Below are 14,437 nucleotides of genomic sequence, written 5' to 3' on the forward strand. Positions count from 1 at the left end.
CTAAAATAAGGAGATAGAAAAAGGCTCTAAGGCTTGATATGACAGAATCAGAGCCTTAGAGACCAACAAAATCATCCCTTTACTATGGCAAATCGAGCCGCCATCCTCAAGCAAACGTTCCAAAACAGTGTTGCCCTGCCCTTTGAGCAAGTCTTGCCGGAAGTGGTGCTTCAAAAGCTCCTCGAAGAGCAAGGATTCAAGTACCGCAAACGCTCTACACCCCAATTGTCGTTCTGTGGGCGTGGGTCTGCCAGGTGCTTGATACAGATAAAAGTTTAAGCAACGCCGTCAACCGAGTCATAGCTTGGTTAGCTGCCGCTGGACAGGCAGTCCCTTCTGGCGATACTGGAGCTTATAGCAAAGCCCGCAAACGTCTCAGCGATGCTCCAAGCCTTGTTGCCGTGAACGTCACGGGCTCTCACCGCACAGGTCAAACCAGAACAGCAATGGTGTGGACGACGAGTTAAAGCCTATGATGGCACGAGCATACTGATGAGCGATACGCTCGCAAATCAGGCTGTCTATCCCCAACACAGCAACCAAAAAGTGGGGTGTGGCTTCCCGTTAGCCAAGGTCGTGGTGTGGTTTTGTGGGACGACCGGAGCCGTCCTAGAGGTGGCGGTCGCAGCCTTTAACACGAGTGAATGGCAACTCTCCCGACACTTGTATGCCAGCCTCAACCCGGAGGATGTGGTAGTGGCTGATTCGGCCTATGGGACTTATGTGGATCTCGCGTTGGTGTGTGTAGCAAAAGCAGATGCGGTGTTTCGGAAACATCATGCCCCTCGGTGTAATTTTCGCAAAGGCAAAGAATTAGGGATTGGCGATCATCTTATGCAGTGGCAACGTCCGTTACAGCGCCCTTTAGCCATGAACTCGACGAACTTTGAAACCCTGCCGAGGCAACTGGCGGTGCGGGAAGTGCATTTGTTGATTCAACAACCGGGGTTTCGCCCGAGCGAGATCATTTTGGTCACAATGCTCGTAGACCCCAAACGCTACCCCAAAGCGAAGTTAGCAGAACTCTATCAACTGCGTTGGTGCGTCACAGAAGTCAACTTCAAGCATCTCAAAACGACCTTACAAATGGAGATGATTGCAGCCAAGACACCGGAAATGGTGCAAAAGGAAATCTGGATCCATTTACTCGCCTACAACTTGCTGCGCCTGCTCATGTGGCAAGCCGCTCAGCCAGCCCAGGTCTCCCCTTTACGACTGTCCTTGCAGGCAAACCGCCAACAATTCAATCAACTTAGACCACTGTTAGCGCACGCAACCGCTAAACATCGTCGTCACCTCTACATCACGCTGTTAGAAAGCATTCGAGTGCAGGTGGTGCCGTTGCGACCGAACCGTAAAGAGCCGGGAGTGGTGAAACGAAGACCCAAGCCTTTTTCGAAAATGCAGCAACCTCGCTCAGTGCTCAAAGCTAGACTGGCTGCTTGATGCATCTTCTTTTAGTGCCATTCACCCTTAGTGTATTCCTAACAAATTAGGGGGAAGTAGGCGAGGAGTTACCTGAGTGGACGTAGCTTAGATCCGCAGTTCCTCATGATATTGAGGTTGAAGGAGCACTTCTCCCATTTGCATACCTAAGATTTTCCGTAGTAGTCGAACACTAAGATACGGTCTCTACTTATAGCGACTGATAGGGTTAACTTTGCGATCGCACGTCTTCAAGTCCTAACTGAGGACTGCTTACTCTTGCAAAGGTTTCTTTTCAGTCTAAAAGGGTAGTGCTCAAGATGTAATGATAGAGAAGTAGAGTTGTTCTCCTCCTATGCCTGCCTGCCCCCTTTGTGCCTCCTCCAAAACGGTTAAGAACGGACGTATCCACAATGGTAAACAACGGTTCAAATGCCACGACTGCGGACGACAGTTCATCGAACAACCGACGAAGAAAGTGATCGACCCAGCCACACGAGCACTGATTGACCGTTTGCTGTTGGAGCGTATTTCTTTGGCTGGGATTGCTCGTGCAGCGCAGGTTTCGGAACAATGGCTCCAAACTTATGTCAACGAAAAATACGCCCAGGTGCCCCGCAATGTGCAGGTGACACCCAAAAAAAGGGGAGGCTAACGCTTCAATGTGATGAACTATGGTCTTTCGTGAACAACAAAGGCAACAAGCAGTGGGTTTGGTTAGCGCTTGATGCCAGCACCCGTGAGATTGTAGGCGTTTATATTGGCGCACGTGATGAAGCGGCAGCACGCCAGTTATGGCAATCCTTGCCGCCAGTCTATCGTCAGTGTGCCATCGCCGACACAGACTTCTGGGCAGCCTATGGGGCAGTGATACCGCAGTCTCGCTATCGAGCTGTGGGTAAAGAAACGGGTAGAACCAACTACATTGAACGCTTCAACAACACGTTGAGGCAACGAGTGTCTCGACTGGTCCGCAAAACCTTGTCATTTTCGAAATCAGTAGAAAATCATCTTGGTGCCCTTTGGTATTTCATCCATCACTACAACGCATCATTACTTGTGTAGCACTACCGTCTAAAAAGAATGATAAACTCGTCTTATAGTACAGCCAAAATCTTGGCTGGTACAAGGAAAAAATTGACAAGCATTAATTGTCCAAGGAGAGTTACAAGCATTAATTGTCCTTTTTGGACAATTAATGCTTGTTGTTCCATACCCTGTGGCTTTGCCTGAATTTTGGACAGCAGCATACCCAAATTTTGGACAACTGCAGGGCTGAAACCCTGATTCTTCCGTTAACCCTCAAGACCAGTTTTTTGCTGTTTTACTCCCAAATCTTGGACAAACATCAGTTTCCGAACCCAACGACTGGACAAAAGTTATCAATAATTATTTGCAATTCTTCTGATAAATTTTGCGTTATCTATGATAAAGCGATTGTGCAGTGACTTTTATGGCTCTTCCCAGCTTTTTGGGAAAAAGGGCGTAGCCGCTGATCTTGATTACGAAGATGCTAGGTTTCCAAACTGTTGCAGAACCCAGATCACCAAAACCTGGGAAGAGCCCAGATCTTCTGCTCATTCACACCAGTACTCACAGCTTCCGGCAAACGGCAATTATCTGAATGCACAATGAGCGTGTGCCGATCAAACACATTTAGTCGCTCTCTTGGCGCAAAAATCTGTCGGCATTACAGCGGTACATTGGCGTGACAAAGAAAGACAAGGAGATAGCGATCGCAGCACGCAGCATTTGATCAAATCGCTAATGAGTAGCTTTTGCGACACAACCAGAAACACTCAACAACGCAGGTTTTAACCGCTGTAACACCCCGACTCCTCGACCCAACACACTGTGTGGTAATGTCGCTAGAAACGGTTTCATCTTCTCAGGAAATACACAGGTCTAGAACATTACCGAACCATTTGTCCACAAGGATTATTTGTGACGCAACCGATGCTTTTGTTGCTCCTTTGGGTGTGTTGCTGCAAAGACATGAGCAAAGTCGAGATACTTCTACCTTTTATTGGAGTGAGCTAAAAGCAACTCTAGCAACAGTACTGGCGATCACTCTCTCCATCCTTTAATTTCAGCTTCCGTAAGGGGGCGTTCTAGCTTGATGTACTCACTTTGAGCGGCTTGCAAAAGGTGTTGCATTTGTATGGGCATATTGGTTTCTGCTGCTAAAAAAGCTGCATTTAAGGCAATATTGCGGATATTACCACCAGAAACATTGAGTCTTGCTAACTTTTGGTAGGACAGATTTTGAATGGGTGTTGACTTGGGAAAGACGCGCTGCCAGATTTCTATCCGTTGAGCCATTTCAGGAAAGGTAAAATGGACCACAAAGCGTAAGCGCCGGAGAAAGGCTTGATCGAGCGAATTTTTTAGGTTAGTTGTTAAGATTGCCAACCCGCGATAGGCTTCCATCCGTTGCAAGAGGTAAGCGACCTCCATATTGGCGTAACGATCGTGAGAATCTTTCACTTCGCTACGTTTACCAAAGAGGGCATCAGCTTCATCAAAGAGCAGAATGGCTCCGCCCATCTCGGCGGCATCAAAAATGCGTCGCAGGTTTTTCTCGGTTTCGCCAATGTATTTGCTTACCACCGAACTTAAGTCAACGCGGTAGAGGTCGAGGTGCAGTTCGTTCGCTAACACTTCGGCAGCGAGTGTTTTTCCGGTACCGCTGCCGCCCGCAAAGAGAGCGCTAATACCTAAACCTCGTTGTCCTTTGTTAGCAAAACCCCATTGTTCGTAGACCTTTGCCCGTTGTCTAACTTGAGTGGCAACGGTTTGCAATATTTGCTTTTCCTTGTCGGGTAAGACTAGATCATCCCAATCGACCTGGATTCGTATCGGTTGCGCCAGCTCTTCCATCTGGGGACGGGCATAACTCAAACAAGCCTTCCATAAGCGTTCTGGTAGAGAGTGCACTGCTGGTGATGGTTGCAGCTTCGATCGCAAAGATAAGGGAGATTCTAAAGAAACGCTTGCTAGCTGAGGTACGCACTGATCACATACCATCTGAATCACTGGAGGCGACAAGCTAAAATGGCTGACCAACTTATCAATCTGCGGAATGATTTGGGATGGTTCTGAGCCATTGCGTACGTCCTTCTCCTGCTCTAATGCTGCTTCCAGGCTTTGTAGCCAGATCTGCCGCTGTTCGGTAGTTGTGGGTTGAGTCACCTCAAAGCTGAAGACAGTTCGCTGTCGCGCTGAACGACGATCGCGGCTGAACACAAACATTGATTTGTGACAAGTTTCCATCAAACGAGCGATCGCCCTGCTTTGGGAATGGGCGGCATGGTTTCCCTCAACTTCCTGCATACCATCACAGTCAAGCAGCAACAGGCTGTTGGTTAATAGGGCTTCTCGCTCTAGGAGCGTTTGCATGAGATGGAGTTGATTTAAGTCGGTTGGCAGGCTGTCAGCCGACAAATTGAGCAAGCCGCAGCCCAGCTTGGCACAGACGGCGGTGGCGATCGCGCGTTTCGTGGCACTGTCGTAGCCGCAAAGTTGTATGAGAGAAGGAGCCTGAGCTGATTGCAAGAGGGCTAGCACCTCGACCACAAGCTGCTGTTGCGACTGCGGTAAAATAGGCGTTGCAGCGGTGGGTAGGGCTGTAACCAGACCAATTAGCTGTGGCTCAAGCTGTGTATCGCCGAGAAGAAAGTGCAAAATGCGCTCATTAAGCCGTAAGGGACTGTGAGTGAGCGTAGAGGCAGTACCGAGTTCGATTAAATGCCAGCGCCGTAGAGGAGACTCTGGTGTGAGGGCGCTCCAGTGTCCCTGAGGAAAATGAGTGAGGGCAAGACTAAACGTCGGGTTGGCACGTTGTGGATCGTCGGAGCTGCTTGCCAGTAGTCTTGCGAAGTCGCTTTGCAGTTCCATCCCTGCACACAGTAAGACGATCGCCCGCTCAAAACTAGACAACCGGAACATCTGACAAAGTTGATCAATGGCAGCAGGCGGCTGGATTGTTTCTGGGAGGGTAACAGACGTACTTGGCGCTTGTAGATAGGAGGCAACTTGGGCGATCGCTGCCAGCAGATAGTGCTCATTGAGTCTTGCCCAATCAGACATGTACTGCGCTGCCAAGACCTGATTCAAAGCGACTCGATCGTTCATTGCTACCAATTTTGATTGCATTTTGCCGACACCCTGAAGTGCTTTCAGCAGGGGAGGAGGAAGCATTTAATGTACTGACTCAGGCAAGCGTGACCCTCGGTCCGACATACCACTCATACGTCGGACTGTCAGGATTATCGTCTACTTGCAGTTGGCTTTCGGCGCCATCGATCATCAATCGCACCAGATAGTCGCCTGGTTTAACCGCCTGAAAGGGAATAGTCACTGAAGTGCTATCCCCTTCCGGTTTAGGTGCATCAAACAAATAGGATGCCGGACGCTCCACATTCCATTCGTTGAGCACCATTACAACCCGCTGTTTTGCTCCAATGGTTAAATTGGTTTGTAGTTGCAATTGTCCCGATCGCGCATCCTCCTCCTCTTCCTGCTCTGCTATAAGCTGCACCTGTAGCAAGCGTGGGCGCAACACAAAAGGAGCCGCATTTGATTCTTTACCCCGTCTACGGGACGTATCGCTTGATGGGGAGGGATGAACTACTTGTAGACTTTGAATTCCAGCTCTTAGTGCTGTAGACGGCTGATGGCGGAAGCTTTCCTTTTGAGACACAAGTTATAGATCAGTTTCCATCAAGGGCTGTCCAGATTTGACATTGCCCGATCGCTTGAAGCCTTGACGGGCATAAATCCCCTGGAGTGTAGCCGTGCTCATTCCGGGAGCTTCGGGATCAACTCCCAGCTGAGCTTTTTTGTAACCGCTCTTTTTGCCTTCTTGATTGGCAGCGTCCAGTAGTGATTTAGAAATTCCTTGCTGACGATGGGCAGGATCAACCCAGAGGTTGGCAATGTGCAGTTGGGAGCGATCAAGCGCTCCTTTGATTTTTACGGTGCCAATCTGTTGATGGGTGGTTTGATTGACAGCGGTAATTTCTCGATAGCCATCCGCACTGGCTTGGGGGGAAGTGATTTGAAACTTAGCTGATTGATCGGAGTGTTCCTGTTTCTGTAGCGTGGCAGGTGTCTTCATCTGAGCAGCTTTCTGCCCCAGGGTGTCGGCTTCCTGTTCCAAATTAGACTGATCGTTAACGGGTAAACCATTCACCTGGGTCGTTGGTTTGACTCTGCCCTGCCGTTGTTGCAGAACGTGGGCGAGTTCATGTCCGATCAGCGCTTTGCCGGAGCGAGTGTCGGGGTTGAACTGACCGGGCGCAAAGTGGACATCGTTGCCCTGGGTGTAGGCTATCGCCCCCACAGCCCCCACATGATTGCCTTCATGGATTTTGACGTTGGCAAAACTGGCATTAAAGGCACTTTCCATATGAGTGCGGAGCGGTGCAGGCATTGTGCGTCCACCAGAGGAGACAACGGCTTGATGTTGGAGGGATGTTTGATCGTCCTTGTCAGATTTTTGGGATCGGGTAGTGTGCGATCGCTGGGGCACAATTAACCTCGTCTAAGATATGGCTAAAATTTAACATTTTACTCTGAGTAGGTTATTGAGGTTATGGGCAGGAACTCACTCTACAAAATCAGAGCTCGTACTGTGGGAACCACAATTACTAGATCAATTCACTCGTCGATGAAGCATAATTTTTATTCTTCATTACAGTGTGAAAACTTCGACGACAGATCTTATCTAGACGGAAGCATGTGGTAGATAAAATCTATGCCACCTCGACTTCTGTGAAAGGAAAGCCCACCTGACCAACTATCAGAAAACCTCCAATTCCCACCCGCAGCATTCGCTTTTCGTCTTAATTCTTGAATAATGCCAGAGGAAACAGCTTTGGCTCCTGTAGTTAAACCGGGGGCAGCAGATCCCCAATATGCGCCGCGCTTAGTCTTAGTTCCATTCCAGCGGCTAAACTGATCTTCCATATCCCTAAAGACTGCCTCGCACTCCCTACTGAAAGTTGGTTTAGTGTCAGCGCCTTCGGACCGTTCTTTCGGCTTGAGTTCATCGCTAAGTGCTCGGTATGCTCCCCACGCTTCAACACCATCCCCTTTTTTCCAGGTTATAAATTCCTTTAAAGACTGCTGAACGAGTTTATCTGGATTCAGCAGATCTTCAAAGAACCTGTAGAGTCGTCGCAAACAAATTTCTAATTGACCTCCCGTTGATGACATCTGTCCTTTCGGAGTTTTCTGAAGCTTAAGAATCTCCATACGTTGAGTTTGAATATCTTTCTTCAGTTGCTCTACATCTATACCAGGTGCTGCTGGGCTGGGGATAATAGCACGTTGGATGGGTGAAATGGTGATCGCGCCCACAGCCCCCACATGATTGCCTTCATGAATTTTGACGTTGGCAAAACTGGCATTGAAGGCACTTTCCATATGAGTGCGGAGCGGTGCAGGCATTGTGCGTCCACCAGAGGAGACAACGGCTTGATGTTGGAGGGATGTTTGATCGTCCTTGTCAGATTTTTGGGATCGGGGAGCGTGCGATCGCTGAGGCATGGCTCAAACCCTCTGGGATATGGCTAGGATCTTAGCATTTGACATTAGCGGGAATGAGTAATGGGTAGTAAGTAATGAGTAACGAGTAATGGGTAACAAGTAATGGGTAATGGGTGGGTAGATGACGGTATTTTTATCTTGTGGCTAATTATATTAGTATTCAAGAACGAACTGAATTATTTGCGGTTAGGGTCGTTAAAGCCTATGTGGAATTAAACAAGAAGCATTTTGATGATGCCAGCAAGGTTTTGTCTAAGCAGTTTTTGAGGGCTGGGACAAGTATTGGTGCTAATTGCGCTGAAGCAGAATTTGCTCAATCAAATAAAGATTTTATTTCCAAGTATTCGATCGCTCTGAAGGAAGCTTCAGAGTGTCGTTATTGGATCCGAATCTTGATCAACTCCGGCGTTGTTTCTGATCAAAGGTTTGAACCCATGCTTTCTGAGCTGAATAGCATTATCAAGATTCTTGTATCAAGTATCAACAAATTGAAACAAAAAGAATCATCACCCGCGTAAAGTTCGCTCTCGATCCTGACGACTTGTTACTTGTTACTCATTACTTGTTACCCATAAAGCACTCCCTATCTTCAAGCCTTGTTACTTGTTGCTCATTACTTGTTACTCCTAAAGAATGCGGATGATATCCGGATTGAGACGTACCTGAACCGCTGGTGGCAATAGGTCAGGGGTGGGGTAGATGGGGTTTTGAGCACGGGGGATTGTGGTGCTGAGGCGTGGATTTGTGCGTTACGCTCTCGCTAATGCGCGCTACAAGATCTGTGATCGCGCTGCTCTCGCCACCTTGAGGACATTGGGAGCGCTATGTAATCAAGTGTCTGATGACTATCGCCATCCGGTTTTTTTGAGCGGCGTTTCCAATGCCAGCCGCAGCGAAGGTACCGTTGTCCCACACCACGGCGCCTCCAACGATGTGGAAATAATAATTGGCTACCCTGCCGGCTTGCTTCTTCTTCTTGTTCCCAAGCTGCGTTCCCACCATCGTCACATGATGCTCCTTTGACCCGGGACAGATGGATATATGCCCCTCGCCGACTATGTCATCGTCAAAGTTGTAGTACCACTTGCCACTGCTCATTGTTACCGGTTTCTTCGTGAACCCGCTCGGAAATCCCCCAGCTTCCCATTTATTCTCGAACGCAATACAATCGATTTCATCGCCTTCGCGGCCAAGCCTTTCCGCCTTTTTGACGGCCCTGTCCTTCTTGCTTTTCTGGATTAACCCGCTGTCTCCCGAACCCGGCGAGCTTTCCCTGTTATTCTTCTCCGCCTCATTTTCTTTCGCTGGGGCTTGCTCGCCCGGCAGAAGCTGTACCTTACTAAAATTTTGGTGGTAATATGGTCCCGCCGGGCCAGCGCTCAGAAGCTCTCCCCCATTACGCCCGTCCATCCTCTCCGCTCCAGGATAGACCGCCGTGCGGGGATGGGTTGTCGTGCGCCGAAGTGCAACCGCCTGTCTCTTGCTCGCCTTCGCCTCCCCTTCCCGTCTTCTATCCTGCGTCATTGCCTGTCCCTCCATTTGCACCGTTTCTTCACAAACCTTGCTCCCCAATGACAGCTTCCTAATCCTATTTTGCCGCATACCCTCTCACCACCGATATACCATCCCTCTCTTAATCTCACTCTTGCAGTGCGCGGTTATTGCTGCATGTATTCTTTCTCCGGTGATCCCTAAAGCATACTGAATGATTGGAATTGCTTCCTGTAGATCAAACCCGTATAGTTCGGTATGGGGTCGCTGAAAGAGAGATTGCCTTTTTGTGGTCATCTCATTCTCTCCAGGGTTTTCCAAGCAAAATCGGTTTCGTTAACGGGTCGATCGAGCTTACGAAATTCACTGCGTGATGCTGCCAGCACTAACGGCATTGTAATCTCACGCTCCTCACTGGTCGCTGCGGCAAACGCTGCATTCAGCGCAATATTGATAATGCTACCTCCGGTTAAGGTCATACGTGCTAACCAGGCATAATCTAAATCGGGGGCTTTGGGTATCTGGGGCGGAAACACCTTTTCCCACAACCTTTGGCGATCATCCAGTGATGGAAACGGGAAATTTATAATAAACCGCAACCGGCGTAGAAAGGCTGTATCCATCGATGCTTTTATATTCGTTGCCAGAATGGCTAAACCGCTATAGGCTTCGATGCGTTGGAGTAAATAATTGACTTCAATATTGGCATAGCGATCATGACTATCCTTCACCTCACTCCGCTTGCCAAACAACGCATCCGCCTCATCAAAAAACAGAATTGCGCCGCCATCCTCCGCCGCATCAAATAGCTTCCGCAGGTTCTTCTCGGTTTCCCCGATGTATTTACTCACCACAGACGAAAGATCAATTCGGTACAGGTTCAGCCGCAACTCATTCGCAATCACCTCCGCTGCCATCGTTTTCCCCGTGCCGCTCTCGCCCGCAAACAAGGCATTTACCCCCAACCCCCGATTCATCCGATTACGGAAGCCCCACTCGTCATACACTGTACTGCGGTGCCGTACCTGCGCCGCCATCTGCCGCAACAAATTGGTTTCGGCTTCCGGTAACACCAGGTCATCCCAGGTTGCCTTCGTGTCCAGCCGTTGTGCCAGCCGATCCAGGCTCGGACGAGTCCGCACCAGGCAACCATGCCACAGGCGATTGTCCCCTGACTCGGATGTATCCTGCTCCCCCTGCGCCGTGCTGGCAATTTGCTGAATCTCGACTAAATTCAAATTAAACTGACTGGCTAACACACCCGCGTTCTCGGCTGGACCAACGATCTGCTGCCAGATGTGCCGTTGTTCGATCGGCGTCGGCTTCTCCACCTCAAACGACAGGGTAGGCTGCTCAAACGAGCCGCTTTGTTCGCGCAAATCCAGAAAAAACAATCCGTGCGTACTGTCCAAAAAGGTACGCAGCGCGGCGGCTGGACTGTTGGGAGCGCTGCCCTCGATCGTTTCCCCATCCAGATACAACGCCACCGGGTACAACTGCATCTCCCGCTGCCACAGCCGAATCAGCGTTTCTAACTCCGAGGCATGTGTAGGTAACAGTTCCACACGCATTCGGTATAACGGCATGCTCATCTGCTCTGCCACCGCCAGCGCCACCAACTGTTTGCTCGTGCGATCGCTACCCAACAGTTGAAGCAGCGGCACCTGATACCAGTGAGGAATGGCATCCACCTGATCGGCGATCGCCTCCGCCACCTGCTGCTGCGAAGGGGCAAGCAATTGGGCAGGAGATTCTGCCGCCACGGGAATCGTCACCGGAGACAGCAGCGCACTCAGGCGATCGTCCAGGTAATTCAACCCTTTGAGGTAGTTAACGATCCGCTCATCCGCTTTAATCGGACTCACCGTTAAAGGTTGCGCCCCCGCTTGATGAATTTCGATCAAACGCCAGGAACGCAACGGTCGCTCTGGAGATACCACATCCCAAAAAGGCTGATCAAACAGTGACAATGCCAGCGCAAAGGTAGGATATGCCCGCTGTGAATCATCCTGGACTTTGGCACAAAAACTAGCAATTTGCGTATCCAATTCCATCGCCGCACAAAGCAACAGCAAGGATTGTTCAAACTCAGTTAAGCCCAAGACCGAACTCAAGGTGATGAGTGCCGGGGGTGGCTCGATCGCGGCAGCCTCTGACATGCTCTCCTCTGCGCTGGCAATCTCAGCATCGGTCACGGTTGCATCCGGCATCCGCTGCTGGAGCTTCAGCCGCAGCCAGTGAATTGCCGCAGACAAGTGGTAGGCATTCGCTTCGTGCCACGGGATTCTATCAGTCATGGAACCAGCCAGCCATTAACAACGATTGATTTCTCTGGAGCGTCATGTTCATGTAATGGTTTCCCTTGAGATAACTGACAACGCGTTCCTCTGCTTTCAGCAGGTTGCTCGTTAGCTCACGCGATCCCGCTTGCTGCACCTCGATCAATCGCCAAGAGCGCAACGATCGTTCTGGCGATAGCACACGCCACATTGGCTCTTCCAACGGTTCCATCACCAAAGCAAACGTGGGATAGGGGCGATCGTCATTGCCATGAACCTGAGCGCATAAAGCGGTGAGCCACAGTGCCAACTCCATTGCTGCACAGATAAATAGAACCGATGGCTCAAACCAATTCAGGTCAAATAGTTTACCCAACGGCACCAGTGCCAGTGGGGGATTCATGGCTGCTGCTGCCAGCCTTGCAGCCATTGCCTCGGCAACCTGCGCTTCTGTCACTTCACTCTCCGGTAACCACTGTTGCAACCGCAGCTTGATCCACTCCAGACAAGCCGAGCGATGATGTGCATTCTGCTGGTGCCAGGGAGCCGCACGAGTCATTCCACAATCCTAATTTTCTGATGGTCAGCGAACTGAAGTGGAGTGCTGGAGAAATCAACCGGGATGCTGTCTACCCCATCCACACGCAACCGTATGAGGTAGGTTCCGGGATGAGTAGCGGCAACTTGAAACGTGAGCAATGAGGGTTCGCTCGGATTGGGAGGTGTGGTCAGGCGGTGAAGTGGAATGCCACGATCGCCAAGCAGTAAGCTAACCTGCTGGTCGGGGTGAATTTGGGGATAGCAGGTCAAACTTAACAACACTCGTCCGACTGCTGCCTCTCGCGGTGTCACGCTTAGGACTTGAGGAGCCAGCAGCAACGGCAATTCGTTGGTTGTCCAACTGTACTCTGATCGCTGCACAACTCCATAGATAGAGTAGAACCCTGCTCTCCCATGCCATTCGTCTCCAGTGTCGGTGGCAGTGGGTAGCTGTACTTTTACTTCCGATGCCGTTGCGGGTTCGATCAGATCCAGTTGTAGGACAGTTCCGGCTCGCGTGTTCCGCGCTTGAATGGTCAAGCCGTTTTCATCCAGATATTTGCCAAGCAGCGTGACGACATCACCAGGTTGAGCACCCACTTGCCGATACGGAAGTTTCACCTCATGCAGGACAGGAAGGGGTTTAGGGAAGACGATAGCGCCGCGTTCTCCATCGTTGCGGGCAAGCACAGGCAGAGCCGTTGTTGCAGGTAACGAACTATCAATTAGAACAGCGGACACGCGGTAAGCAACGGAAGCCCGATACTGAGCTTGAAAGCCTCGCCAAATCTGCGACATCGCCTCAAATGATAGTGATTCTGTTGTGATGTTGATCTGTTCAACCTGGCGGTGCAAATTACTGTCAGCTAAATCAACCCCTGTTGCCAGTTCAATCTCTTCTGCATGCAGGATGGGATGATCATGCAGCACATTCATAATCTGCCCAAGCAAACGATGACTTTTGGTTTCACTGTCGCTCTGCCCATAAACGGTAATTAAGTAAAACAAATCCAATGCCAACGGCGGTTTGCCTGTATGACTATGCTTGCCCCGACTGGGACGGTAGTCATTTTGAAAGGCAGTATTCGGCATCGTATGGTAAAGAAACAGATTCACCTGATTGCCGTCTCGACCGCTCCGCGCTTTATCCAATGGTAGTGCGGTGATGTTACCGCTACCCAGTTCATCACGTATACCTAGAAAGACAAGGTCAAAAAGCGTGCTGGTGACAGCGGCGATCGCAAACTGATTGCTCATTGCTAGATCGGTTTAGAAAGAGAGTGAGCGTGAATTGCCTGTGAGTACATAACCTACTGTGTGCTGTTGTGAGTGAGCAGAAAATCTGGCGCAATAGGTCGGTGTCTCTTCGGTCCAGCGTTCTAGCTTGTGATGACCTGGGCTAAACTGTGGTTAAACAGCACCGCTTAGAAGTAGACCAAAAGCCTAGAACGCTCACAGGTGCTAGCCTTGCAAGCTTACGTCACTCATCTGTAAATGGCACTAGATCCTTTTGCTCATTCACAAGTGCGGCTTGCCGCTTCATTGGCGTTCCTCGTGATCGAAAGAGAGCCGCATCCATACTGTTCAACGCTGGAACACCAAGCGCGCTAAGGGTGGGAGAAAAGTAGAGATAGCGCGATCGTGATTGACTGCGCTGCTGCTGACAACTCGACTAAAGTTAGGCTGCACTCGCCTAAAAGGTTATTGATCGCAGTGTAACCCCAATTTCTTTACGTGAGGAGAGAAACAATATAAGCTCCTGCCTTTTGCTGTGCTTACGCCACCGTGTTAGTCACATACCGGCTCCTGGAAGGTCAGACAACTCACCCTCTAGTTCTTCAACTGCAAAGCCAGTCATGGACTGCCACTCTTCAAGCGTGAATTCATAGCCATAATTCCTTGCCAACACGACAAATTGTTCGATGTTGGGTGCCTGGTTAAGCTGTTCGCGGAGAGCCGGATCTGCTTGAGCCGCACGAAAGAGCTGAGTCACAACTTCCTTTGCCATCAGAATGCTCCTTAAGTTGAATCAGGGTTCAAAGGCAGAATAGCAACTTTTTCTAAGGAACAAGTACTAACTTCAGTCAAGTTTCGGAATGACCGCGATCGCTTTATTCTGCAAGTACGCATGATGCATCTGGGCTTTAAGC

11 protein-coding genes and 1 pseudogene are annotated in these 14,437 nt (G+C 50.0%); 3 read left to right on the forward strand and 9 right to left on the reverse strand.

Annotated elements, in window-relative coordinates; genetic code table 11:
- The first annotated feature begins 84 nt into the window (after positions 1-84).
- Positions 85-1,446, forward strand: a pseudogene (locus tag H6F86_RS03025) (IS4 family transposase).
- A gap of 334 nt (positions 1,447-1,780) precedes the next feature.
- Positions 1,781-2,490, forward strand: a protein-coding gene (locus tag H6F86_RS03030; RefSeq protein ID WP_199304989.1) for an IS1 family transposase whose coding sequence is annotated in 2 segments (ribosomal slippage) — positions 1,781-2,066 and positions 2,066-2,490 — 711 coding nt in all. Because the reading frame shifts where the segments join, the coding sequence is not laid out codon by codon here.
- Between the two features lie 1,002 nt (positions 2,491-3,492).
- Here the strand turns inward: H6F86_RS03030 and H6F86_RS03035 are convergent.
- From H6F86_RS03035 to H6F86_RS03050, 4 genes are all read right to left on the reverse strand, one after another.
- Positions 3,493-5,625 carry an ATP-binding protein gene (locus tag H6F86_RS03035; RefSeq protein ID WP_242033337.1) on the reverse strand — a complete coding sequence of 711 codons (2,133 nt, stop codon included), beginning with the start codon at positions 5,623-5,625 and terminating at the stop codon, positions 3,493-3,495.
- 13 nt (positions 5,626-5,638) lie between these two features.
- Positions 5,639-6,127 carry a hypothetical protein gene (locus H6F86_RS03040; RefSeq protein WP_190446637.1) on the reverse strand — a complete coding sequence of 163 codons (489 nt, stop codon included), beginning with the start codon at positions 6,125-6,127 and terminating at the stop codon, positions 5,639-5,641.
- Between the two features lie 3 nt (positions 6,128-6,130).
- Positions 6,131-6,958, reverse strand: a complete 828-nt coding sequence (locus tag H6F86_RS03045; RefSeq protein ID WP_190446638.1) for a GNAT family N-acetyltransferase — start codon at positions 6,956-6,958, stop codon at positions 6,131-6,133.
- 191 nt (positions 6,959-7,149) lie between these two features.
- Positions 7,150-7,977 (reverse strand): hypothetical protein, encoded by an 828-nt coding sequence (locus H6F86_RS03050; RefSeq protein WP_190446639.1) that lies wholly within the window; start codon positions 7,975-7,977, stop codon positions 7,150-7,152.
- 140 nt (positions 7,978-8,117) lie between these two features.
- Between H6F86_RS03050 and H6F86_RS03055 the strand changes: the two genes are divergently transcribed.
- Positions 8,118-8,495: a four helix bundle protein gene (locus tag H6F86_RS03055; protein WP_190446640.1), complete on the forward strand. Its 378-nt coding sequence runs from the start codon at positions 8,118-8,120 to the stop codon at positions 8,493-8,495.
- 304 nt (positions 8,496-8,799) lie between these two features.
- Here H6F86_RS03055 and H6F86_RS03060 read toward each other — a convergent pair whose 3' ends face one another.
- The 5 genes from H6F86_RS03060 to H6F86_RS03080 all read right to left on the reverse strand — a co-directional run bounded on the left by H6F86_RS03060 (position 8,800) and on the right by H6F86_RS03080 (position 14,295).
- Positions 8,800-9,501 carry a hypothetical protein gene (locus H6F86_RS03060; RefSeq protein WP_190446641.1) on the reverse strand — a complete coding sequence of 234 codons (702 nt, stop codon included), beginning with the start codon at positions 9,499-9,501 and terminating at the stop codon, positions 8,800-8,802.
- A gap of 260 nt (positions 9,502-9,761) precedes the next feature.
- A complete protein-coding gene (locus tag H6F86_RS03065) occupies positions 9,762-11,765 on the reverse strand; it encodes an ATP-binding protein (RefSeq protein WP_190446642.1) in 2,004 nt (667 codons plus the stop codon).
- On the reverse strand, positions 11,758-12,306 hold the full coding sequence (locus H6F86_RS03070) for a hypothetical protein (protein ID WP_190446643.1): 549 nt from the start codon (positions 12,304-12,306) through the stop codon (positions 11,758-11,760). The genes H6F86_RS03065 and H6F86_RS03070 overlap by 8 nt, the downstream gene beginning before the upstream one ends.
- A complete protein-coding gene (locus H6F86_RS03075) occupies positions 12,303-13,544 on the reverse strand; it encodes a DUF4255 domain-containing protein (protein WP_190446644.1) in 1,242 nt (413 codons plus the stop codon). The genes H6F86_RS03070 and H6F86_RS03075 overlap by 4 nt, the downstream gene beginning before the upstream one ends.
- Before the next feature lie 535 nt (positions 13,545-14,079).
- Positions 14,080-14,295, reverse strand: a complete 216-nt coding sequence (locus H6F86_RS03080; RefSeq protein ID WP_190446645.1) for a Nif11-like leader peptide family natural product precursor — start codon at positions 14,293-14,295, stop codon at positions 14,080-14,082.
- Positions 14,296-14,437: the final 142 nt, after the last annotated feature.

Source organism: Phormidium sp. FACHB-592 (genome assembly GCF_014695795.1).
Classification (GTDB): Bacteria; Cyanobacteriota; Cyanobacteriia; order Leptolyngbyales; family Leptolyngbyaceae; genus Stenomitos.

Excerpts from the sequence above, each read along its gene's own strand:
- H6F86_RS03035 (WP_242033337.1), bottom strand. The coding sequence starts at position 5,625 with ATGCTTCCTCCTCCCCTGCTGAAAGCACTTCAGGGTGTCGGCAAAATG.
- H6F86_RS03070 (WP_190446643.1), bottom strand. The coding sequence starts at position 12,306 with ATGACTCGTGCGGCTCCCTGGCACCAGCAGAATGCACATCATCGCTCG.
- H6F86_RS03060 (WP_190446641.1), bottom strand. The coding sequence starts at position 9,501 with ATGACGCAGGATAGAAGACGGGAAGGGGAGGCGAAGGCGAGCAAGAGA.
- H6F86_RS03065 (WP_190446642.1), bottom strand. The coding sequence starts at position 11,765 with ATGACTGATAGAATCCCGTGGCACGAAGCGAATGCCTACCACTTGTCT.
- H6F86_RS03075 (WP_190446644.1), bottom strand. The coding sequence starts at position 13,544 with ATGAGCAATCAGTTTGCGATCGCCGCTGTCACCAGCACGCTTTTTGAC.
- H6F86_RS03080 (WP_190446645.1), bottom strand. The coding sequence starts at position 14,295 with ATGGCAAAGGAAGTTGTGACTCAGCTCTTTCGTGCGGCTCAAGCAGAT.
- H6F86_RS03050 (WP_190446639.1), bottom strand. The coding sequence starts at position 7,977 with ATGCCTCAGCGATCGCACGCTCCCCGATCCCAAAAATCTGACAAGGAC.